The following is a 26,098-nucleotide window of genomic DNA, read 5'->3' as shown; positions in this document are numbered from 1 at the left end:
ATAGTGATGCTCCCGTTGATAGAACTCTTATTGAGCACGCAGGCGGTCAGCCGCTTGCCGCAGGAGCGTGGCCGTATTCTCCCAGCCTAGACAGCCATCGGTGACCGACACCCCATAGCGCATAGCATTAGAGATCGGCTGCTTGCCCTCTTCCAGATGACTCTCGATCATCACACTGTGCAGACTTCTTTCGCCGTTCAAACGCTGACGTACCACGTCCTCGAACACCAGCGGCTGCCGCGTGGGGTCCTTGAGGCTATTACCATGACTACAATCCACCATGATGCTGGGGCAGTAGCCCGCCTGCTCAAGCGCTGTTCGCGCGAGCGCGATACTCTGTTCATCATGGTTGGGGCCGTTTCTTCCGCCACGCAACACCATATGCGTATCAGGATTGCCAAGCGTAGCCACCATCGAAGGCATGCCCGTTTCACTGAGGCCAAAATAGTGATGCGCCCTGGCAGAAGCACCAATAGCGTCACACGCTGCGCCGAAGGAGCCGTCGGTGCCATTCTTGAAGCCGGTCGGGAACGGCAAGCCACTGACAAGCTCACGGTGAACCTGTGATTCAGTGGTACGTGCCCCTATCGCTCCCCATGCCAGAAGATCAGAGAAATACCCGGCCACCATCGGGTTCAATAATTCATTGGCAAGCGGAACACCGCGCTCCAGCAGTTCGATCATCAGCGCACGGCTCATTTCGAGACCTGAGGCCATGTCATCACTGCCATCAAGGAACGGATCATACAGCAGCCCCTTCCAGCCCACTGTGGTACGCGGTTTTTCAATATAAGCGCGCATCACCAGTAACAGTTGGTCGTCCACCTGACGAGAGAGCGATGCCAAACGCTCAGCATACTCCAGAGCAGAGCGCCGGTCATGCAGCGAGCAAGGCCCTACCACGACCAGCATGCGTGAATCCTGACCGTTGATGATATTGCGAACCTGCTCACGCTGCTGGGCAATACGCCGTGTCAATTCAGGCGTGAGGGGAAATTGATCGCGCAGGCAGGCAATGCTCGGAAGTTGCCCGTTGAGAACAGGCTGGGAGGTTACGGCTTCAGTGGTATCGGTGGTCATAAGAGCGGTTCCTTGAGATCAGCGCATCAGGTGCGCTGCTGAATTCAATGTCGGGTTCGTAAAGAGAGGTCGGAGAAGCGCTGGCCGCGCAGGGAGGTATAAGGCCGCCAGCGCACGCTAAATCGAACATCAGAGATGCTGTTGGGATAAGAAGCGTTGGAATAGGTCATAACAATCTCCTTTCAAGTAAATCAGGTAGTCACTGCACCAAAACGAAAACCCCGGTCAGGAAGCCTGACCGGGGTTTAACTGTAGCGGTATCAGGCGGCCTCTGGTGGGCACGCCTGTGGGGTATCAGGCGCGCCTGTGGCTAAACCAATACCCAAAATAGTTGGAGCTGCCGGGAGCAGCGCTCTTTTCTTCATGACATAACGCAAGAGCAGCACGCGCTTCCATGGAAATGCACGTACCAGGCATACGAGTCTGGAGCAAATGTGACGCTGCCATAATGTGCCCTACGTTAATCTGCGTTTATGTTGATTGATGTCGCACTGCTACGGAATGCGCGAACATCAGCCTTGCTGCCAATATATCGACCATACGCCGGGACAGATGGATTCTCAAGCGCATTCAGCCTGAAATAACTTCCCACCAGATAAACAGTGCAGGCAATGCACTGACCGCAGCCAGCATCGTGAGTATGGCAGCAGTACAGCATAGCGCTACCGGTTCACGTCGCCATAATGCGCCAGGTGACAGTTCTGCACAGTCGCGCTGTACGCTGCTGCCGGGAAAGTGACGAGCTGATGCGGCACGAGGCCGAGGGTCGCATGGCATAGGATGGCTCCTGCATGGCTGATATACCGACGATACTCGAACGAGTATCTATCCATCAACACTATTTCACCCCGCGCCCGCCATCAACAGAGAGCACTGTTCCGGTAACAAAACGAGCATCCAGCAGATAACGTACGCTCTCCCACACAGCGGAAGGCCCCGGCAGTACATCAAGTACCGACTTGCGCTTCAATTTTTCAATGTAGCGGGCATCATCACCGCGATTCAGCATGATAGCGGCTGGCGCGACGGCATTGACCTTGATATCAGGCGCATAGCGAGCCGCAAATGATCTGGCAAGATTTTCAAGCCCCGCCTTGGATGACGCATAAGCGGAGTGGCGGCGCGAGCCATGCGCGGCTGAAAAATCGGTGATATGAATGATGTCGGTCAGCGGCTCAGGCCCCGCCAGCAGTAGCTCACGACAATGCGTATTGATCAGCATGGGCGCCTGCATATGCACATGAAACATCCGTTCGTATGTATCGGCTTCCTGCTCGATATCCTCAGCGTTATCCGGCAGCCACACCGAGGCATTGTGGATAATGGCGCGAAGCCGCGGCGTACTCTCCTTCAGATGCCCAATGAAGCCGATAATGCCCGCACTGCTGGAAAAATCGGCCTGAATGGCCGTCGCTCCCCGCGCGCGCATGGCCGCCACGGCATCACGTTCGCGCAGGTAGGTAATGATGACGGGATACCCTTCATCCAGCAGGCGTTCAGCGAGGTAACGCCCCAGCCGCTGCGCTCCGCCGGTAATCAATACAGGCGATTGAGGCATTAGCGGGCTGCACCTTGCGCTGACGGTCTGGGGGCATAGCTGAAGACATCGGAAAATACCCGCTCCGTCAGCGGCTCGATGGCTTCCAGCGCATCCACGACGGCATAGACCATGCCTGGCGATCCCGAAATATAGACGCTGTAGTGCTGGGTGGCGGTCAGCGTATTGGTCAGCGCCTGGTCGATGCGCTCAACCAGAAACTCAAGGTCATCCTGCTCATTGCCGCCGGGCTGATGCTCTTCGATCACGGGGTGATAGTGAAGATTGGGGTAGCGCTGCGCCCATTCGCGGGGCAAGTGATCCATATATAGCTCGCGAGCGCTGCGCGCCGCCCACCATAGATCAATATGATGATCGGGATCATGCGCCAGCACCGCTTCCGTGATCGCCTTCATTTGCGCGAAACCGGTGCCTGCCCCGACCAGCAGCAAGGGGGCGGAATCCCCCAAACGGAATACCGTGTCCCCCTTGGGCAACCGAATATTCAGCGTTCGGCCAACTTCCAGCACCTTGCGCAGCGCGGTATTACTTCTGCTCTCTTCGACACGCAGAATATGCAGCTCAAGCAGCCCGTCACCACGGTACGCATTGGCAATGGAGAACGGCACCCACTTCGGTTCACCGTCAACCTCTACCGATATTTCCAGATATTGCCCCGGCGCATGGGCGATCCCCTCTCCTTCCATACGCAGAAATACGCGCAGTACATCGGGGGCGAGGGTTTCAATGCTGTCAATTGTCGCGTTAGTGGTTGTCACGCTCATGCTGCATGTCCGTCTGATTGGGTTAAATGCGTTAGCCTGGAAGGTACAGCGACCTGCCGATGCTGACCTCTGGCAAACGCTTCTTTATTGATCGAGCCCGTATTCGCTCCAGCGCTGCGTTACGGTCTCCTTCACCTGCTCATCCATCTCGATGGGAACGCCCCATTCACGACTGGTTTCCCCAGGCCATTTGGAGGTGGCATCCATGCCCATTTTTGACCCCAGCCCACTCACCGGAGAGGCAAAGTCAAGGTAATCAATGGGCGTATTTTCGACCATCACCGTATCCCGTGCAGGGTCCATGCGCGTGGTGATGGCCCAGATCACATCTTTCCAGTCGCGCGTATTGATGTCGTCGTCCACCACGATAACAAACTTGGTGTACATGAACTGGCGCAGAAAGCTCCAAACGCCCATCATCACTCGCTTGGCGTGCCCCGGATACTGCTTGCGCATTGATACCACGGCCATTCGGTAGGAGCAGCCTTCAGGAGGAAGATAGAAGTCGATGATTTCGGGAAACTGTTTGCGCAGAATGGGCACAAATACTTCATTCAGCGCCAGCCCCAGCACTGCCGGTTCATCCGGTGGCCTGCCAGTATAGGTCGAGTGATAGATCGCTTCACGGCGATGCGTGATGCGGGTAACAGTGAAAACAGGGAAGGAATCGACTTCGTTGTAATAACCGGTGTGGTCACCAAACGGGCCTTCAGGGGCGATATCGTCAGGATAGATAAAGCCTTCCAGCACAATCTCGGCAGAAGCAGGTACTTCAAGATCGGCATGCCCACAGCTCACCAGCTCGGTTCTACTATTGCGCAGCAAACCGGCAAATGCGTACTCCGAGAGAGTATCCGGTACAGGCGTTACCGCCCCCAGAATGGTGGCAGGGTCAGCGCCCAGCGCGACAGCGACCGGGAAAGGCTCGCCGGGATGCTGCTGCTGCCAGTCGCGAAAATCGAGCGCCCCGCCACGGTGTGACAGCCAGCGCATAATCAGCCGATTACGGCCTATTTTCTGCTGCCGGTAAATGCCCAGGTTTTGACGCTTACGATGGGGGCCACGAGTCACTACCAATGGCCAGGTCACCAGAGGGCCGGCATCGCCGGGCCAGCAATGCTGAATCGGCAAGCGATCAAGATCAACGTCGTCACCTTCCAGCACCACTTCCTGACAAGCGGCCTTGCGCACCCGTTTTGGCCCCATGCTGAGCACTTTCTTCAGAAGCGGCGCTTTTTCCCACGCATCGCGCATGCCCTTGGGCGGATCAGGCTCTTTCAGGAAGGCTAGCAGCTCGCCCACTTCGCGCAGCTTGAATACATCGTCCTGCCCCATGCCCAGTGCGACACGGCGAGGCGTCCCAAACAGATTAGCGAGCACCGGCATATCATGGCCGCGTACATTTTCGAACAGCAGCGCCGGGCCACCGTCACGCAACACTCGATCGCAAATTTCGGTCATCTCAAGGTAAGCATCCACCTCGGCCGAAATGCGCTTAAGCTCGCCCATCTCTTCCAGACGCGCGATAAAGTCGCGTAAATCCTTGTATTGCATGACGTTCTTCCAACCCTGCGTACCTGACGGTATTTGGCTACCTTGGTACAGCGACTTTCACGCCTTTAGCGACAACACGCTGTAGGCACATTACCCTGCAAAATAAAAAGGGGCGATGCATCATAGCATTCGCCCCTTCTTGCGCCTACAACACTACTGTTTGGCCTATATAACAGTTTCCTATTAACGGCGCTTCATCGCCTCGAAGAACTCATCGTTGGTCTTGGTATCCTTCAGACGCTCGATAAGGAACTCGGTAGCCGCAACATCATCCATCGGATTCAGCAGTTTGCGCAGAATCCACATACGCTGCATCTCTTCTTCCGAGCACAGCAGATCTTCACGGCGCGTGCCTGAGCGACGAATGTTGATCGCCGGGAAGACGCGTTTTTCAGAGAGCTTGCGATCAAGGTGCGCTTCCATGTTACCGGTGCCCTTGAACTCTTCGAAGATCACTTCGTCCATCTTCGAGCCGGTATCGACCAGTGCGGTGGCCAGAATGGTCAGACTGCCGCCCTCTTCGATGTTACGCGCCGCGCCGAAGAAACGTTTTGGCTTCTCGAGTGCGTGAGCATCAACACCACCGGTCAGCACCTTGCCAGAAGAAGGCACAACGGTATTGTAGGCACGCGCCAGACGGGTAATGGAGTCAAGCATGATGACCACATCTTTCTTGTGCTCGACCAGTCGCTTGGCCTTCTCGATTACCATCTCCGCAACCTGAACGTGGCGTGCGGGCGGCTCGTCAAAGGTAGAAGCAACTACTTCACCGCGCACGGTGCGCGACATCTCGGTCACTTCCTCAGGGCGCTCATCAATCAGCAGAACAATCAGGTAGCATTCAGGATTGTTACGCACGATGGCATTGGCCACGTTCTGCATCATCATGGTTTTACCGGCCTTGGGCGGCGACACAATCAAACCACGCTGGCCTTTACCGATCGGCGATGTCAGATCAATGATGCGCGAGGTGAGATCCTCGGTTGAGCCGTTACCGATCTCCATGGTCAGACGCTCGTCCGGGAAGAGCGGCGTCAGGTTCTCAAAGAGAATCTTGTGCTTTGAATTCTCGGGACGGTCGAAGTTGATCTGGCTGACTTTCAGCAGCGCGAAGTAACGCTCACCTTCCTTCGGCGGACGAATCTTCCCGGAGATGGTATCGCCCTTGCGCAAATTGAAGCGGCGGATCTGGGAAGGAGATACATAAATATCATCAGGGCCAGCCAGGTAAGAGCTGTCCGCACTTCTCAAGAACCCAAACCCGTCCTGCAGGATTTCGAGAACGCCATCGCCATAGATATCCTCGCCACTTTTGGCATGCTTTTTAAGGATGGCGAAGATAATGTCCTGCTTGCGCGAACGTGCGACGTTATCAATTCCCATGCTCTGCGCAAGTTCGAGCAGTTCCGGAACGGTCTTTTGCTTAAGTTCAGTTAGATTCATTGGCTTGTTTCAAAGAGAGAAAGGGCTGATTTATCAGCGAGGCATAATGGGAAGACAAGTGCCGTTAAGCACGATATGGAATCTTGAGGGAATGGGCCTTCACGCCTTTTGAGCGTGTGAGAGACGTGTGCATAGCAGATGCGGCTGCCACTAGCAGCGGCCGGTTCAGCACTGTGCATCGCCTGAAGGCACCGTTGTACCCGCGATATTGGAACCGATGGAAAACATAGCGATCAACGCTCAGTCTGCAATTGTGCATCCTCAAACGATACAGGAGCAAAATAAGCGGATGGACCTGGGTGACTAGCGAAAAGCGAACAATAAATTGGGGTATCAACTGACTGAACGCGTCAGAGAGATTCCAGGTGAAATCGGCTGCAGAGGCCGTTGGGAGCACCAGAGCGGGCTAACTGCACGAATAGTATGCAACACAGAAACACAACGCAAGCGAAAAACCGAAAATTGCTTAAACCATCAGTAGCATAGTAACGAATGTTGCGGTTGTCTTTGCCTTAGTTACCGAAAGAGTAATGACTCCCTGCTTGCCACCCATCGGCAAACCGGGACCACCGCTCACCTAGCAATGCGACCGGCTCATTATTATTCCCTGCATAATACACAACCCCCACCCAATGGCGCTGCCACGGAGGAATATCCGCTTCCTGCAATAGCTGTTTAACCCGCCGGTGCTGCTGCCCCACCAATAGTCGCTCACCGCCTTGTCGCGGCTGGCACCATAGCGAAGCCGCTGCGCCATCCTGGCGACATGGCTGCCACTGCACCAACAGGCGCTGCCAATAGCCAGCATCGGGGGCTTCACGCGCACGTTCCATGTAAAGCCGCCCTCGCCATAGCCGTGCGACCACATCCGCCCACTTCACCTCAGCCACGCTATCGGGCCGAGCCTCCAACTGTCGCAGCAACTGCGCCATCACTGCGCGCGGCGGCGTTGCCAAAGCGCGTTGCGACAATGCATGTCGAATCAGCAGCGCAGCACGCGTGCTGCTCAGGGCCAGCAAAGCCGCCTGATCCAGCACACCTGGCGTCAGCTCAATATCTGCCAAATCCTGCGCGGCGTACTCTTCCAGCAACTGGCGCTGCTCGCCTAGCTGCTCGGCACAGCCAGCGAGGGAGCCAACCGCATGCGGCCACTCCTTTTCCAGCGCAGGAATAACACGGTGGCGCAGGTAGTTACGGGAAAACGCGAGCGTGGCATTGGAAGGATCTTCTACCCATGACCACCCCTGTTCGCGCGCCAGTGCCTCCAGCTCGGCTCGCCGGAAAGAGAGCAGAGGGCGCTGTAGAATGCCCTTTCCCAGTGGCCGCTGTGGCGGCATCGCTGATAGTCCGGTCAGCCCGCTGCCACGCAGACTGCGCAAGAGAAAGGTTTCCGCCTGATCGTTGCGATGATGGGCAAGCCACACTACTTCATTGGCCGCGACACACTCACCGAACGCACGATAGCGCGCCTCACGAGCAGCGGCTTCCAGCCCTTGCCCGCTCTCGGTTACCTGAGGGTGCAAAACCTTGAGCGCAATCCCGACGTTATCGCAAAGCGTGCAGCAAAAATGCTCGAACTCGGAGGCAGCGGACTGCAACTGATGATTCACATGAATGGCAGCCAGTGCCGGCACACGCTGGCCTTCGCACTGAAGACGCTGATGGGCGGAAATCGCCAGCCGCAGCAGACAAACGCTATCCAGCCCACCCGACAACGCCAGCCACACCCTGGGTCGCTCCGCTACAGACAACAACGCTGCCTCAAGCGAAATATCACCTGGGGCAGCGTTAGAGAAGATCATGATCTGACGTTATATCAGGCTGGAGCGCCGAAGCTCATCAGGCGCTGATAGCGTCGATCAAGCAGCTCGCTGTGATCAAGCTGTTGCAGCTTATCAACGGAGGCCGTCAGTGACTCCTTCAGGCTTTCAGCCGCACTCTGGGGGCGGCGGTGTGCGCCTCCCAACGGCTCCTTGATCAGCGAATCCACGAAGCCCAGCTCCTGGAGCTGCGCAGCGGTAATGCCCATTGCCTGCGCCGCGTCGGAAGCGCGCTCGGCACTCTTCCACAGAATGGAAGCACAGCCTTCCGGCGAGATAACCGAATATGTCGAATACTGCATCATCAGCAGCTCATCGCATACACCGATAGCCAGCGCACCGCCTGAGCCACCTTCGCCGATTACCGTCGAGATGATCGGTGTTTTCAGGCGAGACATAACGGCCAGGTTATAGGCAATGGCTTCACTCTGACCACGCTCTTCAGCGTCGATACCGGGATAGGCCCCAGGCGTATCAATGAAGGTCAGCACCGGCATATTGAAACGCTCGGCCATTTCCATCAGGCGAATGGCCTTGCGGTAGCCTTCAGGACGCGGCATGCCGAAATTGCGCTTTACCTTGTCCTTGACGGTACGCCCCTTCTGATGACCAATAATCATCACTGGCTTGTCATCAAGTCGCGCAATGCCGCCAATCAGCGCGTAATCATCAGCGAAGGCACGGTCACCGTGCAGTTCGTCGAATTCGGTAAAGATGTTCTCAATGTAATCCAGCGTATAGGGGCGCTGAGGATGGCGTGACAGCTGCGATACCTGCCACGGCGTAAGCTCACGGAAAATCTGCTCGGTCAACTTGCGGCTTTTATCTTCCAGCCGGCCGATCTCATCGGACAAGTTGATTTCGCTGTCGTTACCTACCAGACGAAGCTCTTCAATCTTGTCTTGAAGTTCCGCGATAGGTTGTTCGAAGTCCAGATAATTGGGATTCATAGGGCGTGTCTAAAAGCTCTGACAAAGGGCCAGCAGCCGCGCGAACGCAGCGCTATGCCGGCATGTTTGAGGGAGCCTAACAACCTCCCCCGGACACAAAAGTGAGACATTATCCCATGCCTGACACGTCACGAAAAGCCGTGCGGCGTCGAAGGCATTGGGAGTTAACGATAGCAGAGGCGTACATTCTGCTGCCCCCGCACTTCAGTGAGACGAATAAGCAGTTCATCACTGGGCGCAACCCGCCAGCATTCGTCCAGTTGGAGAGCGCCGCTGGCCGCGCTGTTACGGTAACGGATGCGCACCGGCAAGCCGTTGGTATCCAGATGGGCGCTCAGCCCTTCACGCAGCGCGCGGGCGAAGTGCGCGTCCAGCCGGCTGCCATCAATGCTTACCTCTACCGCATCGCCATAGCGCATACGCGCATCCACCATAGGCGTAATCTCTTTCACACGCATCCGCAGTCCGCCGGAGTAATCATCGGTGGAAACCTCTCCTTCGACAATCAGCACCTGCGTATCGTCCAGCTGCCCGCGTACCTGATCGTACATTTCACCAAATAATGAGGCTTCAATGCGACCCGTACGATCGTCCAAGGTGACAAAGGCGATGGTATCGCCACGCTTTGATTTCATGGTGCGAGTCCCGACCACCAGCCCTGCTACACGCTGCGGCTGGCGCGACGGCTTAAGCTCGTTGATGCGCGTCGAGACGAAGCGTTTGATTTCAGGCTCATACTCATCAATGGGATGGCCGGTCAAATAGAGGCCCAGGGTGTCCTTCTCGCCCCCTAACCGTTCGCGATCCGCCCACTGGCGGGCATCACGATAATCGGCATAGTTGTCGCCCTCTTCTTCAGCGCTGCCAAACACATCGCCAAACATGTCGATGATGCCCGCACTCTGGTTAGCGTGGCTTTGCGATGCCGCTTTCATGGCATCATCGAGGGCGGCCATCATCACAGCACGGTTCGGACCGATATTATCGAGTGCACCCGCGCGAATCAGCGCTTCCAGGGTACGTTTGTTGAGGCGCTTGGCGTCGATACGTTCACAAAAGTCGAAGATATCCACAAAGGGACCGCCAGCATCGCGCGCTTCGACAATCGCCCCTATCGGCCCTTCACCCACTCCGCGAATTGCACCCAGCCCGTAGACGACTTCGCCCTTGTCATTAACGCTGAACTTATAGCTGCCCAGATTGACATCCGGCGGTGTGACCGTCAGCTTCATGCGCCGGCACTCCTCGATCAAGGGTACTACCTTGTCGAGGTTGTCCATTTCGGTAGAGATAACCGCCGCCATGAAAGGCGCTGGGTAATGGGTCTTGAGCCACGCGGTTTGATAGGACACCAGACCATAAGCCGCCGAGTGCGACTTGTTGAAGCCATAACCGGCAAACTTCTCTACCAGATCGAAGAGGTTGCCCGCCAGATCATTATTGATACCATTGGCGGCACAGCCATCCAGGAAGCCTTGGCGCTGCTTGGCCATCTCTTCGGGCTTTTTCTTGCCCATGGCACGACGCAGCATATCGGCCTGACCCAGCGTGTAGCCTGCCAGTACCTGGGCAATCTGCATCACCTGTTCCTGATACAGAATGATGCCGTAAGTGGGTTCAAGCACCGGTTTCAACAGCTCGTGCTGATAATCCGGGTGTGGATAAGCCAATTCGGCACGGCCATGCTTACGGTTGATAAAGTCATCCACCATGCCCGATTGCAGCGGCCCGGGGCGGAATAGCGCCACCAACGCGATCATATCCTCAAGGGAATCGGGTTGCAGGCGCTTGATCAGCTCCTTCATGCCGCGCGATTCAAGCTGGAAGACAGCAGTAGTTTCAGCCTTCTTCAGGAGATCAAAGGTCGGCTTGTCATCCAGCGGAATGGTGCTGATATCCAGCGGCTCTTCGCCATCGCGCGCGCGGGTCTTATCGACCATTTCCAGCGCCCAGTCGATAATCGTCAGCGTGCGCAGGCCAAGAAAGTCGAACTTGACCAGACCAACGGTTTCGACATCGTTTTTGTCGAACTGCGTCACCAGCCCGTGGCCTTCTTCATCACACAGCAGCGGCGAGAAGTCAGTCAGTTTGGTAGGCGCAATCACCACCCCACCGGCATGCTTGCCGGTACCGCGGGTAATGCCTTCAAGCTTGAGCGCCATCTCCCAGATTTCGCCGGCTTCATCGTCGTTGGCGACATACTCTTTGAGCGCAGGCTCGGCCTCGATGGCTTTCGCCAGCGTCATGCCCACTTCGAAGGGAATCAGCTTGGAGATCTTGTCGCCCAGCGAATACGGCTTGCCCTGCGCACGCGCCACATCACGCACCACCGCCTTGGCCGCCATGGTGCCGAAGGTAGCGATCTGCGATACCGCGTTGCGCCCATAGCGATCAGCCACATAGTCGATTACCCGATCACGCTTCTCCATGCAGAAATCGACGTCAAAGTCGGGCATCGAGACACGCTCTGGGTTAAGAAAACGTTCGAACAGCAGATCATATTCCAGAGGGTCAAGATCGGTAATCTTGAGCGAATAGGCGACCAGCGACCCCGCCCCGGAGCCACGCCCCGGCCCTACCGGCACCTGGTTATCCTTGGCCCACTGGATGAAGTCCATCACGATCAGGAAGTAACCGGGGAACCCCATCTGGTTGATGATATTAAGCTCAAACTCAAGACGCTCGCGGTACGCTGGCTCTTCCTCGGCACGCTGGCGACCGCTATAGATGGCATCCGGCGCATCGAAAAGCTGATAAAGGCGTTCGTCCAACCCTTCATAGGAGATCTTCGAAATAAATTCCTCGATGGTCATGCCATCAGGAATGGGGTATTCGGGCAGGAAGTACTCCCCCATCCGCACATCGACGCTACAGCGAGCGGCGATAGCGACGGTGTTCTCGATCGCAGAAGGTACATCTGCAAACAGTGCGGCCATTTCATCGGGCGACTTCAGGTACTGCTCTTCACTGAAGCGTCGCTCGCGACGGGGGTCATCAAGGGCGCGACCTTCACCAATCGACACTCGCGTTTCGTGGGCCCAGAAATCGTCACGGTGGATAAACCGCACATCGTTGGTAGCCACCACGGGAGTCTGGGTAGCCGCCGCCAGCTCTACCGACAGGTGCAGGCACTCTTCATCGTTTTCACGCTGGGTACGCTGTAGCTCAAGATAGAAGCGGTCGGGGAAAAAGCGCTGCCATTCACCCAGTACCGTGCGCGCGGTCTCCTTGTGGCCGCTTAACAGCAAACGCCCCACTTCGCCTTCGCGCGCGCCGGACAACACGATCAGCCCTTCGGAGGCTTCGAATACCCACTCCTTGTGAACAAACGCTTGGCCGAGCTGTTGACCTTCCTGCCAGACTCGTGAAATCAGCTCGATCAGATGGCGATAGCCGACATTGTTCATCGCGAACAGGGTCAACCGGTACGGATGCCCTTCATCCTGCGCGTTGTACATCCAGAAGTCGGCGCCAATCACCGGCTTGACGCCCGCTCCCTGAGCAGCCGTGTACAGCTTGACCAGCCCAAACAGGTTGCTTTCGTCGGTCACCGATATTGCCGGCATCCCCATCTGCTGGGTAGCGCTGTTCAATGTCTTAAGGCGAACCAGTCCATCGGATAACGAGTATTCACTGTGAACACGCAAATGTACGAAAGGAGTCATAGATATAGGGTCCTGCTCGCCCCTCGGGGGTAACCGTTGGGTAAAAAATGGGTGGCGCTTATGCGTTGATCATAAGATATCGCGGCACAGGGTACTGCGCTCACTCCGCTACAGCCGAGCGTAGTGGCAACATCTGGTGAATCAGGAGGCCAGCGACCTCTGCACCGGGCCAAACGAACGGCGATGTTCTGCAATCGGGCCTCGCTGCGCAAGGGCCTGAAGGTGCTCGCGGGTGGGATAGCCCTTGTGCTTGGCAAAGCCGTATCCGGGGTGGCGCTGCTCCAGTGCGAACATGTCAGCGTCGCGCGCTACCTTGGCAATAATGGAGGCCGCGCTGATGGCCGGATGGCGTAGGTCTCCCTTGACCACCGCCATGCCGGGCAACGCATGCCCAGGTAGCCGGTTGCCATCAACCAGCAAAAACTCCGCCGCTGGTTGCAGCGCATCAATAGCGCGCCGCATGGCCAGATGAGTCGCGTGATAAATGTTCAGCTCATCAATCTCGGCGGGACTGGCTCTGCCAATGGCAAAGCAGAGCGCATCGGCGCGAATCAGTCGGTCGAAGGCTTCTCGCCTGGTGCTAGAGAGCGTCTTGGAATCGGTAAGCCCCGCAATAGGATGAGCCGGGTCCAGAATAACCGCTGCCGCAACAACATCACCAACCAACGGGCCGCGGCCAACCTCATCGACCCCCGCCAGCAGCGTACCGCGATAGGGAATATCGAGGGCGGGAAAATCGGTTGCCTTCAATGCCATTAGAGATCTTCTCCATGAGAGGGAGCATGTTTCTCGGCGACGACCTCAACCACTGCATCGGCAGCTCGCACACTGGCACCGCGCGCCAGTGCCTGATGCATCTCCTTGAAACGCACTACCAGCGAAGCCCCGGCCCCTTCAAACAGCAACGGCGCAAGCTCACTGACAATACGTTCGACACTCGCGTCATGCTGAACAAGCTCCGGCACGATAGTGCTCTGGGCCAGCAGATTGGGCAGCGAGATCCATTCGGTATGCACAACCCGCTGCGCAATCCAAAAGGTAGTTGCCGCCATGCGATAAGCCACCACCATCGGGCGATGGCATAGCATCGCTTCTAGCGCCGAGGTGCCCGAGGTCAGCAGCACCGCATCGGATGCCGTCATTGCCACACTCGCTTGCCCATCAATGATATGAATAGCCTGACGCGTGCCTGGGTCGATATGGGCCTGCTCGATCAGCGCTTCAATCTCCTGACGCCGTACTTCAGAAGCCGCCGGAATCACCGTTTCCAGCTCGAAGTGGTGTCCTCTTAACTGCCGCAGTGCCTCAAGATAAACGGGCAGCATCAGTTCGACTTCATTGTGTCGAGAGCCTGGCAGCAGCGCCAGCAGTGGAATATACGGATCAATGCCGAGAGCACGACGAGCCGCGCCCTGATCCTCTTCCAGGGGCAGGTCATCAGCCAGCGGATGTCCTACAAAACTGACCGGTACCTGATGTTCCCGATAGAAGTCAGCTTCAAACGGCAGAAAGGTCAGCATGCGATCCACTGCCCGACGGATCTTCTTCACCCTGCCCTGACGCCATGCCCAAACGGATGGACTGACATAGTGCAGCGTTTTTATCCCTTGCTGGCGCAACGCCAGTTCAAGATCAGTATTGAAGTCAGGCGCATCAATGCCGATCATGACATCGGCACGCCATTCAAGAGCTGCTCGCTTCAAGCGCTTGCGTAATGCCAGGAGGCCGGGCAAATGCTTCAGCACTTCTACCAGCCCCATCACCGACAGCTGTTCAATAGGTGCCAGACTCTGCAACCCTTGCGCGATCATGCCGGGGCCACCCACGCCGCGAAATTCAGCATGTGGATAGCGCGCCTTCAGCTCGCGCAGCAAACCGGCGCCCAGTACATCACCAGAAAGCTCACCGGCAACAACAAAAACTTTCAGTGCAGACGATGCGGAAACGGGAGCCGCAGAAGTGGGCGTGGTCATAGCGGAAGATCATCAGCCAGGAAGTTAAGCGACAGGAAGGTGCTGCTGCACGCCGGAACGTGCAGCAGGCAAAGCGGCGTTAGCGCGTAATACCACGCTCAGCGCGCTTGAGTGAGTCAATAAAGAGCTGCAATTCGTCGCTGGGAGGACGCTGCTCAAGCTCGGCGATGGATTCTGCCAGCTTGAGATTACTGCGGAAGACGACCTTGTACGCATCGCGCAGCGTAGCCACCGCATCGGCGGAAAAGCCGCGGCGCTTCAGACCTACTACGTTGAGGCCGTGCAAGTGCGCCGGATTACCGTTGGCAATCGCATACGCCACGATATCCATGCTCACGGCGGTCATGCCGCCTACCATGGAGTGCGCCCCCAGGTTGCAGAACTGATGCACTGCGGCAAGACCACCGATGATAGCGTGATCGCCCATGGTGACATGCCCCGCCAGTGTGGCACCGTTGGCCAGTATGCAGTGGCTGCCGATTTCACAGTCATGCGCGACGTGGCTATAGGCCATCAGCAGGTTGTCGCTACCGATGAAGGTGCTCCATTTATCCTGCGCGGTGCCGCGGTGAACCGTAACGCTCTCTCTGAAGACATTGTTGTCGCCAATGACCAGACGAGTAGGCTCACCCTTGTATTTCTTGTCCTGACACTCTTCCCCAATCGAGCAAAACTGGAAGAAACGGTTATTGGCACCGATAGTGGTAGGACCCTTGATAACAACATGGGACTCGATCCTGCACCCCGGGCCGATAACGACATCGGGACCAATAATGGAAAATGGTCCAATCTCGACATCGTCGGCTAGCGTAGCGCTGGGATCGATGATCGCGGTGGAATGGATCAAGCGACTTTCCTCTCTGCGCACATAATGTCAGCTTCGCATACCAGTTCATCGCCTACGTGGGCGCGGCAGTGGAATTTCCATACGCCACGACGCGACTTGACGATCCAGGATTCCAGCATGAGCTGATCACCGGGATAAACGGGACGCTTGAGACGCACGTTATCACTTCCGACATAGTAATAAACGTAACCGTCACGCGGGCGCTTATCGCCGGTTTTGAAACCAAGGATACCGGATGCCTGGGCAAGAGCTTCGATAATCAATACCCCCGGCATGATGGGATAGTCAGGAAAATGGCCATTGAAGAACTGCTCATTAACGCTAACGTTCTTGAAGGCTTTGATATAGCTTCCCAGCTCCAGTTCCAACACTCTATCGACCAGAAGGAACGGGTATCGGTGGGGTAGGAATTCCTGGATTTCCTTGATATCCATGACCATGCAGAAACCTCTGAGGCTCAAGCCTCGCAATATAACAGTGCGACCGTCCAAAACAATGACAGTCGAATGAAAAGATAACCTCAAGACCGAGCCGCAGCCGACAGCCTTTATAGGTATTCAGGAAGGCCACGCAATGCAAAGCGCTTCCATATAACCGCGTTTTTTCCAAAGAATATCGGGATCAGAGCCTGGCCGGCCCCGGATCCCGACATTTTGGAAATAAAGCGAAAGATATAGCGCCAGGCGCTATATCTTACTGCTTATGACTTTTCCAGCTTCCCTATACGCTTGGCCAGCGAATCAAGCTGCCGGAAACGCACAACGCTCTTGCGCCACTGGGCGTTAGGGAGAACCCCGGTGCCTGAAGAGTATACGCCAGGCTCGGGGATGGAGTTGGTGACCATGCTCATTCCGGTTAAGGTAACACCGTCCGCAATCTCGATATGACCACCAAGGCCGACCCCGCCGCCGAGCAGACAGCCGCGCCCGATCTTCGTCGAGCCGGCAACTCCGACACAGCCTGCCAATGCGCTGTGATCGCCCACCTGAACATTGTGGGCTACCTGCACCTGGCTATCTATTTTGACATCGTTGCCGATAATCGTGTCGCCAAGGGCGCCGCGATCAATGCTGGAACTGGCGCCGATTTCGACATCATTGCCGATCGTGACACCACCGATCTGAGCGATTTTCACCCACTGGCGCCCATCATGGGCAAAGCCGAACCCATCACCGCCAACTACGGCAGAGCTGTGAATGATAACGCGTTCACCAATCATGACGCCGTGGTAAATCGTCACGTTGGCGTAAAGAAGTGCATCTGCACCCAGCTCGCTATCATCACCGATAAAGCAGCCAGGACCGATGATACTGCCGTCACCTATACGCACATTGTCGCCGATAACGGTATGGGCGGCGATCGACACATTCTCGCCGATCACGGCACTCTCGCTGACACAAGCGCTCGGGTGAATTCCCACCGTTGCTTGCTGCGGCGTGCGTGCGAAACAGCTGGACAGCAGCGCAAACCCCAGATAAGGGTTTTTCAGCACCAATGCATTGGTTGGGCACTGGTCAGCGTGTTCAGGGCTTACCAATACCGCAGCCGCATTGGTGGCTGTCAGATGTTTTAAATACGCGGGATTTGCCAGAAAGGCGAGATCGTCACTGCCGGCATCAGTTAACGTAGAGAACCCCGTCACGCGACGCGATCCATCCCCTTTCAATTCAGCCCCTGCGCGCTCAGCAAGCTCGTTCAGGGTCCAGCCGGAGTTAGCCGTAGTAGTCATGTGCATCCACTTGACGACCGCCGGTAGCAGGCTGTCTAGACCTGCTACCGGCGTGTGAAGCTATGCGTTGGAGCAATAGCTGAAAATTACTTGCCGCTATTATACGCAGCAGTGACCTCTTTCGTCAGGTCCATAGCGTCATCGCCATAGATCACGGCAGAGCGATCAATAATCATATCGAGGTTATGACGTTTTGCGACGCTCTGGATCGCTTTATCAAGACGGGGGCGAGCCTGCTGCAGGAAGCCTTGCTCTTTCTGCTGGCGAGCCTGTTCAACTTCGGCGCGCTGCTCCTGGAACTGCTGACCCTTGGTCTGTAGCTGTCTTACCAGACCGTTACGCTCGGACTCGGACATGGTCGAGCCATCGCGCTGCAAACGCTGCTGAAGCTGCTGCACTTCCTGTCCCAGCGACTGTACCTGCTGAGGCTTGTTGCCGAGCTGGTTCTTCAGCTGGTTGACCGACTGCTTGGCAGCACTGGTGTTCATCAGTGCTTCCTGCCAATCAATCACACCAATGCCAGCAGCATTAGCTACGGAAGAAGCACCACCCAGCGCTACTGCTACGCCCAATGCGATACCAAGTTTACGCATGTTTCTTTCTCCTGAATGACCTGACCCGCGAGTCTTGCCCGACTCGCCAGGAATAAAAGTGTTACTGCTGATCAGCTAGCCAGCATCAAAAGGTTTGTCCCAGCGAGAACTGGAAGAACTGGCTTTCTGCACCACTTGCCTTGTGAATCGGCTTCGCGACACTGAAGGTGAGCGGGCCTACTGGCGTCAGCCATGACAGTCCAACACCTGCCGACAGGTTCATATCCCCCAGGTCAACGCCAGATTCGCAGTCTGACTTGGGTCCATCGCCAGTAGAATAGCAGTGCGACAGATAGGTGTTACCAGCATCGACGAACAGTGACGTTTGCACCTGACGATGATCTTCAATAAATGGCGTCGGGAAGATCAGGTCGGCGGAGCCTTCCATTTGGATGTTACCACCCAGGGTGTAGTCGTCATCGTCGCCACCACGGGGCGTAGTACGCTGACCGAGCGAGTTGGTACGGAAACCGCGCACCGAGCCAAGACCGCCTGAGTAGAAGTTTTCGTAAAATGGATAGACATCGGTTTTACCATACTTGTTGGCATAACCGAGGTTGGTGCTGAATTTGAGCGCCCACTCAGGATTGAGTTCAAACAGTTTGTCGCCACGATAACGCAGCTTATAGATTTGAGCATCACTGCCGGGGCCGTTGCCTTCCAGCGACAAGCGCTGATAACTGCCGTCGGTAGGCATGATGCCGCGGTTGAGGTTATTGCGAGTCCAGCTCACCGACAGCTTATAGGAGTCGAAGGTATCGCCCTCATCCTTCACGTACTGGTAAATTTCCCACGGCGTATCGTGGTAGGTATCAAGCGTCAGGTGCTCACCGCCAATACCAAAGTTCAGGCGCGAAAGATCGCTGATCGGATAACCGAAGTTGACACCGCCACCGACCGCGTCGCTTGAATAGGACGAGATATCAATATCGCTGTCGTCATAATCGGACTTGCGATAGTAGAGGTTAAAGCCGCGCGAAATACCGCTCAACGTCCAGTAAGGATCGGTATAGGAGAAGTTGAGGTTGGTAAAGTAGTTACTTTTGGTCGCGCCGATATCGACACGGTTACCGGTACCCAGGAAGTTGCTCTGCGAGAGCGACGCACCATAGATAAGCCCTTCGGACTGGGCAAAGCCAAGGCTCGCCGAGATACTTCCCGAAGGCTGCTCGGTCACGGTGTAATCGACATCCAGCTCATCGGGGTGGCCTTCCACCGGGTGGGTATCGACCTTCACGTCGCTGAAGAATCCAAGCCGCTGTAGGCGTGCCTGAGAATCCTTGATACTGGCAGAGGAAGCAGGTGCACCCTCCATCTGCGTCATTTCACGGCGCAGCACTTCGTCAGCGGTCGTGGTATTGCCGCTGAAATTGATGCGGCGCACGTAGGCACGCTTGCCTGGATCAATATTGAAAGTGACTTCCGCCGTATCGTTGCTGTCACTGGTATTTGGCACAGCATCGACCTTGGCGAAGGTATAGCCTTCGTTACCCAGCGCGTCACGGATCGCATCTGCCGAGGCGGTCAGTTTCGACTGGTTATAGACATCGCCTTCCTTGGCCTGAACCAGCCCTCGTACCTGCTCTTCGCTAAGACCGCCTAGCTGACCAGCGAAGTTAATGTTGCTGATGCGGTACTGCTCACCCTCATCCATATTGATGTTGATGTAGATATCCGCTTTATCGGGAGAGAGCGATACCTGGCTGGAGGTCACGTTGAAATTGACGTAACCACGATCCTGATAAAAGGCGCGCAGATTATCGAGATCCTTGGACATGGCGTCGCTGGAGAACTTGTCGTGCGAGAACCATCCCAGGAACCAACCGGGGTGGTCGGCCAGATCAAGCTCGTCAAGCAGCTGGTCATCACTGAAGGCGTGGTTGCCTACAAAGTTAATCTGGCGAATACGTGCGTTACCGCCCTCATTAACATTGATATTGACCTGAACGCGGTTGGCATCAAGCGGCACTACAGCCGTTTTGATCGTGGCGTTGTAGCGGCCCTGATCCTGATAGACGTTCTCCAGCGAGCGCTGCACTTCTTCAAGGGTAGAGCGCTGCAGCACCTGACCTTCGAGGATGCCTGCGTCAGCAAGACCCTTTTTAAGGTTATCGGTTGAGATCTGCTTGTTGCCATTGATGTTGATTCTGGCGACCGAGGGGCGCTCCTTGAGGTGCACAATCAGGTCTTCGCCTTGGCGTTCAAAGCTGATGTCGTCAAAAAGTCCCGTGCCGTATAACGCCTTGCCCGCCTGACTCAATTGACTTTCATCAAGCTGCCGATTGCCGTTAAGAGGCAAGACGTTGAATACGGTTCCCGAAGAAACTCGCTGCAACCCCTCGACACGAATGTGAGAAATTTGAAAAGACGCAGCGTGAACCAGTTGGGACGAGCCCAACAACATCGCTGCCAAACCGAGGGTCTTGATCTTCATGCCGTCCTTTCACTTAATTCAGATTCTTTCGGATCACCAGGATCGAATCATGTCGCCACCAACGCGACACCGAGCCGACGAATGACTGTAAATTATGCAGTGCACCTTATACACAAGCCATGCTACCTGACAAGCGCAGTTACGCATATCCAGCCGTAAAAAACGCTGACACTCGCTTGATTGCTACTCTTCATGGCAAGCCATGTCAGCATTGATGTCGCGCCGTACTTACTCATTTCTTGCACATGGCACGAACCTGCGACGCTACAGCCTCATCAGGTCAAAGTACAGTGCCAGCATCATTAAAGTGCCAACAACCAGCATGCCAATTTTCAGGCCAAGCATCTGCACCTTGTCTGACAGGGGGCGTCCACGCACCGCTTCGACAACAAAATAGAGCAGATGTCCCCCGTCGAGCATCGGAATGGGCAATAAATTCAATACGCCCAGACTGATCGACAGATAGGCCAAAAAGCTGCCAAAAGACTCAACGCCGCTGCGGGCCGAATCTCCGGCAACGCGTGCGATGGTCACAGGGCCAGATAAATTGCTCGGCGAGATGAGTCCAACCACCATCTTGCCAATCGACACCGTGGTCAGCTGGATCATGTCCCAGGTCTTGCCAACGGCGCGTGGAACAGCCTGCCACGGCGAGAAGCTGACATCCCGCACGTAGCGTGAAGGATAAGCCGGTATTTCAGCAGCGGCTCCAATATAGCCGATTGTCTTACCGTTGTTAGCCTGTTTTCGCTGAGGCGTCAGCACCACTTCGCGACTGGCGCCCGCATTTTCCACTTCCAGCTGCATAGAGTGACTATCACTCTGCTGGACATGCGCGACAAACGCCGCCCAATCGGTGATCGGCTGTCCATCAACCCGCGTAACCAGATCACCCGCCTTGAGGCCCGCCTGCGCTGCCGGCCCCTCTGCCACGACACGCTGAATACGAGGAGCTACCTTCGGCTGCCATACCGACAGGCCAAGCGGTTGCAAAGGGTTCGAGGGATCGTCACCAACCAGGTAGCGGTGCACAGGCAGATCATAGCGGTGTTCAGTGGTCTCGAACGAGATAGTGCCGCTACGACCAATCAGATCAACCAGACGCAGATTGATATCTTCCCAAGTGAGCACTTCTCGCCCTTCTACCCGCGTAATCTGCTCACCTTCGGCAATACCGCTGTGACTGGCAGGCGAATCAGGCGCTATCTGTCCGACCACCGGCACCAGTGCAGAAATACCGTAAACAAAGAGCGCCCAGTAGATAACCCATGCGAGCAAAAAATTGGCCAGCGGCCCCGCCGCCACAATCAGGATGCGACGGAAGACGGAAGCTCGGTTGAATGCTCGGTGGCGCTCCTCTTCCGCTACCGGCCCTTCACGCTCATCGAGCATCTTGACGTAACCGCCAAGCGGAATAGCAGCAATCGAGAAGCGAGTACCATGACGGTCATAAATGGACCAAAGGGGTTTGCCGAAGCCTACCGAAAAATGCAGCACCTTGACGCCACAGCGACGTGCCACAAAAAAATGGCCGTACTCGTGGAAGGTAATCAGCACCCCGAGTACGACAATGACGGCAATGATATTTTCGACAATACCCATGAATTGGGGCCTCTGAGGCTAGTGCCCTGACCAGGCAGCAAGCAGCGCAAACAGAGGAACCGCTGAAGTGAGGCTGTCGATGCGGTCAAGCATACCGCCATGCCCGGGGAGCATTTGGCTTGAATCCTTGATACCGCGCGCACGCTTGAGCATGCTTTCGGTCAGATCTCCCATCACTGAGGCAAAGGTGATAATCCAGGTCACGATCAAAAGCCACACGAAGCCGCCGAAGCCGATCCCTTGAATGAAGGTCATCAGCACGGCCAATAGCGCGGTACCCGCCAGGCCACCGTAAACACCCGCCCATGACTTGCCCGGGCTGACACTCGGGGCCAGTTTGCGCCCACCAAAGGCGCGACCGGAGAAATAGGCAGAAATATCAGCGCCCCACACCACGAACAGCACGTAAAGCAGCCACCAGGGTTCGGTACGTAGCTGGTTGAGCGCCATCCAGCAGGGCAGCAGCGCCCCAACGCCCATGACGATGCGCACCGCCTTGCTCGACCACTGCGATTGCAGCGACGGATAACGCATCACCCAGTAGGCGCAGATGATCCATCCCCAGAATGCCAGCCACAAGGGCCAGCGCTGCCACACGATACCGCTCGACCACAGCAGCGCCATGACGAAACAGATCGCCAGCGAGAACAGCAGACGATCACGCTGCTGCGAGAACCCCGCTAGATTGGCCCACTCCCATGCAGAGAGCGCGACAATAATGCCGACAAAACTGGCAAACCAGCCGCCAGTTAACGTAAACAGTAGCACCAGAGAGACCGGACCAATGGCCAAAGCGGTCAGAAATCGTTGTTTAAGCACGCTCTACCTCGATCTGCTCGTCCGTTTTACCGAAACGGCGTGTACGCGATGCAAAGGCACCCAGCGCTTCATCAAAGGCTTCGACACCAAAGTCGGGCCACAGCACGGGTGAGAAAAAAAGTTCGGCGTAAGCAAGCTGCCATAGCAAGAAGTTGCTGATTCGCTGCTCACCGCTGGTACGAATACAGAGATCAACTTCCGGAATATGTGCCGCCATTTCGTTCGCCAGCATCCCCTCGGAAATATCGCCAGGAGAAAACTCGCCTGCTACCGCACGTTCAGCCAGATGACGGGCCGCCTGCGCGATATCCCAGCGACCACCGTAGTTGGCGGCCACAATCAGATGTAGCCCGGTGTTGTCGCGGGTTTTGGCCTCTGCCTTTTCGATCAGCCTCACCAGAGAACCATGCAAGGCGGAGCGATCACCGACAATGGAGAGCCGAATATTATTGCGGTGAAGTTTGCCCACCTCGCGCCTCAGCGCCAGCACGAACAGCTCCATCAGCGCACTGACTTCATCCCGCGGACGCCGCCAATTCTCGCTGGAAAAGGCAAACAGCGTTAGTGTGTTTACGCCTCGTTCTGCGGCCCGACGCACCACCGCCCTGACCGACTCGACGCCGGCATGGTGCCCGCGCACAGCGGAAAGACCGCGCGCGCGCGCCCAGCGATTATTGCCATCCATAATGATGGCAACGTGACCAGGCGGCGTGAACGAGGCCGACTGCGCCTCATTCGCTGAGTGAGAAACTGATGACATGAGCGTCCATTATACCTGCATCAGGTCGTGCTCTTTCTGTTCCAGCAGCTGATCAATTTCAGCGATGTACTTATCGGTCAGTTTCTGGATGGCATCTTCGCCCTGACGCGCTTCGTCTTCGGAGATCTCTTTCTCTTTCAACAGCGCCTTGATATCGCCGTTGGCGTCACGACGTACGTTACGCACCGCCACCTTGCCCTGCTCAGCTTCGGCACGCGCCTGACGGGTATAACCACGGCGGGTCTCTTCAGTCAGCGGCGGCATGGGGACGCGAATAACGGTGCCCGCAGACGATGGGTTAAGGCCAAGATCAGAAGTCATGATCGCTTTCTCGACCTTCTGCACCATGCTTTTTTCCCACGGCACCACGGCCAGCGTACGCGCATCTTCTACGTTGACGTTGGCAACCTGGTTGATCGGCACATCACCGCCGTAATAATCAACATGTACCGCATCGAGAATGCTGGGGTGCGCGCGCCCTGTACGAATCTTGTGAAACGCCGAATTGATCGCCTCGACGCTCTTCTTCATACGATTTTCGGCGTCCTTCTGAATATCCTTGATCACGAAGACTTTCCTCTAAAGCGAAGAGATAGGCTGGCGGCTTCTGCGCCAGCGGGGAAGAAAATATTGCTTGCGGCGCGATGCGCTATTTGCTGCCGTGGATCAGCGTACCTTCACGGCCACCCATGACCAGATTGAGCAACGCTCCGGGGCGGGTCATATCGAAAACACGTACCGCCATGTCATGGTCACGCACCAGACAAATCGCGGTCAAATCCATCACCCCAAGTTTCTGGTCAAGCACCGCATCGTAGTCGAGCTTGTCGTACTTGACGGCATCAGGGTTTTTCACAGGATCACTATCGTAGACGCCATCTACCTTGGTCGCTTTTATGACCACATCGGCGTCAATTTCTATGCCGCGCAAGCAGGCAGCCGAATCGGTGGTGAAGAATGGGTTACCGGTCCCTGCCGAGAAAATGACCACATCGCCGCTGCTCAGGTAACGAATCGCCGCACGACGGTCGTAATGCTCTACCACCCCACTCATGGGAATGGCAGACATCACCCGCGAGCGAATGCTGGCGCGCTCCAGCGCATCACGCATGGCGAGACCGTTCATGACGGTTGCCAGCATCCCCATGTGGTCACCGGTAACGCGCTCCATTCCAGCAGCACTCAACGCAGCGCCGCGAAACAGATTTCCGCCGCCAATCACCAGGCCCACCTGAACGCCGATACCGACCAGCTGACCAATCTCCAGAGCCATTCTATCCAGCACCTTGGGGTCGATACCAAAATCGAGCTCGCCCATCAGCGCTTCGCCTGACAGCTTCAAAAGAATTCGTTTGTATTTGGCATTGCGATCATTGTTCGCGGACATCTGTTTCTCCTGGCCACCGGTGAAGATCAGCGAGTGTTAGCTCAGTCGCCTCATCTTACTCTGGTTGGGCGCCTGACATGCAATGGCGCGCATAGAGTTATGCACGCCATTGTCGATAAAAATTCGGCGCTGCGCCAGCGCAACGCCGAGGGAACATCTCATCGCACTTAGCGACGCGCCTGTTCCATGACTTCTTTCGCGAAATCAACTTCTTCTTTCTCGATGCCTTCACCTACTTCGAAACGCACGAAGCCGATGACTTCACCGCCAGCTTCCTTGGCGAAGTTGGCAACCGTCTGGTTAGGATCCTTAACGAACGGCTGATTGACCAGGCTGTTTTCAGCGAGGTATTTTTTCAGACGACCCTGAACCATTTTCTCGGCGATTTCAGCCGGCTTGCCTGCCATGTCAGGCTGAGCAAGGATGATCGCTTTTTCGTGATCGAGCTGCTCCTGCGGCATGTTTTCCGGCAGGGCTACGGCAGGATTGATCGCTGCTACGTGCATCGCGATGTCGCGTGCAGTTTCAACGTTACCGCCTTTCAGCGAAACAACAGCACCGATACGGTCGCCGTGAACGTAGCCGCCTACGTGACCACCTTCCTGCGCTTCAACGATAGCCGCACGGCGTACCGAAATGTTTTCACCGATTTTCTGCACCAGCTGGCTACGGGCTTCTTCAAGCTCGCCTTCCATCAGGGCAGCAATATCTTCATTTTTGCTTTCGAAAACAGCATCGGAAATACGAGCCGCAAACGCTTTGAAGTTATCATCGCGTGCAACAAAGTCGGTTTCCGAGTTGATTTCTACCAGCGCTGCATAGCTGGCATCGTCAGCCACGCGCACGGTTACCACGCCTTCAGCAGCCACGCGGCTCGCTTTCTTGGCGGATTTAAGGCCCGCGTTTTTACGCAGGTTATCAATTGCTACGTCGATATCACCGTCAGCTTCCTGAAGCGCCTTTTTGCACTCCATCATGCCGAGACCGGTACGCTCGCGCAGTTCCTTGACCAGAGAAGCACTGATCGCTGCCATGTCGAGAATCTCCGTGATTATCTAACAACCAACCGCTGAATGCGTTTGGTCAGGATTAGAAAGGCTCGCCGCCCTTGACTGAAACA

General features: G+C 56.1%; 23 protein-coding genes. All 23 read right to left on the bottom strand.

The annotated features are described in order from the left end of the window. Positions 1 to 27 precede the first annotated feature (27 nt). The 23 genes from L881_RS12795 to tsf all read right to left on the bottom strand — a co-directional run bounded on the left by L881_RS12795 (position 28) and on the right by tsf (position 26,012). Complete coding sequence (locus tag L881_RS12795) at positions 28 to 1,080, bottom strand: 3-deoxy-7-phosphoheptulonate synthase (protein WP_034578593.1); 1,053 nt, start codon at positions 1,078 to 1,080, stop codon at positions 28 to 30. 44 nt (positions 1,081 to 1,124) lie between these two features. Beyond that, complete coding sequence (locus L881_RS14035; RefSeq protein ID WP_281172167.1) at positions 1,125 to 1,250, bottom strand: hypothetical protein; 126 nt, start codon at positions 1,248 to 1,250, stop codon at positions 1,125 to 1,127. Positions 1,251 to 1,650: 400 nt separating this feature from the next. After that, positions 1,651 to 1,857, bottom strand: a complete 207-nt coding sequence (locus tag L881_RS0103925; protein ID WP_025732413.1) for a hypothetical protein — start codon at positions 1,855 to 1,857, stop codon at positions 1,651 to 1,653. A gap of 61 nt (positions 1,858 to 1,918) precedes the next feature. Beyond that, positions 1,919 to 2,638: a dihydromonapterin reductase gene (gene folM, locus L881_RS0103920; RefSeq protein WP_025732412.1), complete on the bottom strand. Its 720-nt coding sequence runs from the start codon at positions 2,636 to 2,638 to the stop codon at positions 1,919 to 1,921. Further along, positions 2,638 to 3,402 (bottom strand): FAD-binding oxidoreductase, encoded by a 765-nt coding sequence (locus tag L881_RS0103915; protein WP_025732411.1) that lies wholly within the window; start codon positions 3,400 to 3,402, stop codon positions 2,638 to 2,640. Before L881_RS0103915 ends, folM begins: the two co-directional genes overlap by 1 nt. Before the next feature lie 84 nt (positions 3,403 to 3,486). After that, positions 3,487 to 4,956 carry a 4-hydroxy-3-polyprenylbenzoate decarboxylase gene (gene ubiD, locus L881_RS0103910; RefSeq protein WP_025732410.1) on the bottom strand — a complete coding sequence of 490 codons (1,470 nt, stop codon included), beginning with the start codon at positions 4,954 to 4,956 and terminating at the stop codon, positions 3,487 to 3,489. A gap of 183 nt (positions 4,957 to 5,139) precedes the next feature. Beyond that, positions 5,140 to 6,399 (bottom strand): transcription termination factor Rho, encoded by a 1,260-nt coding sequence (rho, locus tag L881_RS0103905; RefSeq protein WP_025732409.1) that lies wholly within the window; start codon positions 6,397 to 6,399, stop codon positions 5,140 to 5,142. Positions 6,400 to 6,911: 512 nt separating this feature from the next. Then, positions 6,912 to 8,201 (bottom strand): tRNA lysidine(34) synthetase TilS, encoded by a 1,290-nt coding sequence (gene tilS / locus L881_RS0103900; protein WP_025732408.1) that lies wholly within the window; start codon positions 8,199 to 8,201, stop codon positions 6,912 to 6,914. A gap of 14 nt (positions 8,202 to 8,215) precedes the next feature. Continuing rightward, positions 8,216 to 9,169 carry an acetyl-CoA carboxylase carboxyl transferase subunit alpha gene (gene accA, locus L881_RS0103895; protein ID WP_025732407.1) on the bottom strand — a complete coding sequence of 318 codons (954 nt, stop codon included), beginning with the start codon at positions 9,167 to 9,169 and terminating at the stop codon, positions 8,216 to 8,218. A gap of 164 nt (positions 9,170 to 9,333) precedes the next feature. Then, entirely contained in the window at positions 9,334 to 12,834 is a 3,501-nt protein-coding gene (dnaE, locus tag L881_RS0103890) for a DNA polymerase III subunit alpha (RefSeq protein WP_025732406.1), read from the bottom strand. Between the two features lie 141 nt (positions 12,835 to 12,975). Then, entirely contained in the window at positions 12,976 to 13,590 is a 615-nt protein-coding gene (gene rnhB, locus L881_RS0103885; protein ID WP_025732405.1) for a ribonuclease HII, read from the bottom strand. Continuing rightward, entirely contained in the window at positions 13,590 to 14,807 is a 1,218-nt protein-coding gene (gene lpxB, locus L881_RS0103880) for a lipid-A-disaccharide synthase (RefSeq protein WP_051464785.1), read from the bottom strand. Before lpxB ends, rnhB begins: the two co-directional genes overlap by 1 nt. A 79-nt stretch (positions 14,808 to 14,886) precedes the next feature. Then, on the bottom strand, positions 14,887 to 15,654 hold the full coding sequence (gene lpxA / locus L881_RS0103875) for an acyl-ACP--UDP-N-acetylglucosamine O-acyltransferase (RefSeq protein WP_025732403.1): 768 nt from the start codon (positions 15,652 to 15,654) through the stop codon (positions 14,887 to 14,889). Continuing rightward, positions 15,651 to 16,094 carry a 3-hydroxyacyl-ACP dehydratase FabZ gene (gene fabZ / locus L881_RS0103870; RefSeq protein WP_025732402.1) on the bottom strand — a complete coding sequence of 148 codons (444 nt, stop codon included), beginning with the start codon at positions 16,092 to 16,094 and terminating at the stop codon, positions 15,651 to 15,653. Before fabZ ends, lpxA begins: the two co-directional genes overlap by 4 nt. A 260-nt stretch (positions 16,095 to 16,354) precedes the next feature. Further along, on the bottom strand, positions 16,355 to 17,383 hold the full coding sequence (gene lpxD, locus L881_RS12790) for a UDP-3-O-(3-hydroxymyristoyl)glucosamine N-acyltransferase (RefSeq protein ID WP_034578589.1): 1,029 nt from the start codon (positions 17,381 to 17,383) through the stop codon (positions 16,355 to 16,357). A gap of 86 nt (positions 17,384 to 17,469) precedes the next feature. Further along, the gene (locus L881_RS0103860) at positions 17,470 to 17,976 is read right to left on the bottom strand and encodes an OmpH/Skp family outer membrane protein (protein WP_025732401.1); all 507 of its coding nucleotides are present in this window, start codon (positions 17,974 to 17,976) and stop codon (positions 17,470 to 17,472) included. Between the two features lie 85 nt (positions 17,977 to 18,061). Then, positions 18,062 to 20,410, bottom strand: coding sequence for an outer membrane protein assembly factor BamA (bamA, locus tag L881_RS0103855; RefSeq protein WP_211238890.1), 2,349 nt, complete (start codon positions 20,408 to 20,410; stop codon positions 18,062 to 18,064). Positions 20,411 to 20,674: 264 nt separating this feature from the next. Continuing rightward, on the bottom strand, positions 20,675 to 22,012 hold the full coding sequence (gene rseP, locus L881_RS0103850) for an RIP metalloprotease RseP (RefSeq protein ID WP_025732399.1): 1,338 nt from the start codon (positions 22,010 to 22,012) through the stop codon (positions 20,675 to 20,677). 18 nt (positions 22,013 to 22,030) lie between these two features. Continuing rightward, positions 22,031 to 22,831, bottom strand: coding sequence for a phosphatidate cytidylyltransferase (locus L881_RS0103845; protein WP_025732398.1), 801 nt, complete (start codon positions 22,829 to 22,831; stop codon positions 22,031 to 22,033). Next, complete coding sequence (gene uppS / locus L881_RS0103840) at positions 22,824 to 23,591, bottom strand: polyprenyl diphosphate synthase (protein ID WP_025732397.1); 768 nt, start codon at positions 23,589 to 23,591, stop codon at positions 22,824 to 22,826. The genes L881_RS0103845 and uppS overlap by 8 nt, the downstream gene beginning before the upstream one ends. Before the next feature lie 9 nt (positions 23,592 to 23,600). Beyond that, complete coding sequence (gene frr, locus L881_RS0103835) at positions 23,601 to 24,158, bottom strand: ribosome recycling factor (protein WP_025732396.1); 558 nt, start codon at positions 24,156 to 24,158, stop codon at positions 23,601 to 23,603. A gap of 82 nt (positions 24,159 to 24,240) precedes the next feature. Beyond that, a complete protein-coding gene (gene pyrH, locus L881_RS0103830; RefSeq protein ID WP_025732395.1) occupies positions 24,241 to 24,978 on the bottom strand; it encodes a UMP kinase in 738 nt (245 codons plus the stop codon). 167 nt (positions 24,979 to 25,145) lie between these two features. Further along, positions 25,146 to 26,012 carry a translation elongation factor Ts gene (gene tsf / locus L881_RS0103825; RefSeq protein ID WP_025732394.1) on the bottom strand — a complete coding sequence of 289 codons (867 nt, stop codon included), beginning with the start codon at positions 26,010 to 26,012 and terminating at the stop codon, positions 25,146 to 25,148. Positions 26,013 to 26,098: the final 86 nt, after the last annotated feature.

The organism is Carnimonas nigrificans ATCC BAA-78 (assembly GCF_000526695.1).
Taxonomy (GTDB): Bacteria; Pseudomonadota; Gammaproteobacteria; order Pseudomonadales; family Halomonadaceae; genus Carnimonas; species Carnimonas nigrificans.
This window is presented reverse-complemented; position numbering and strand designations above follow the sequence as displayed.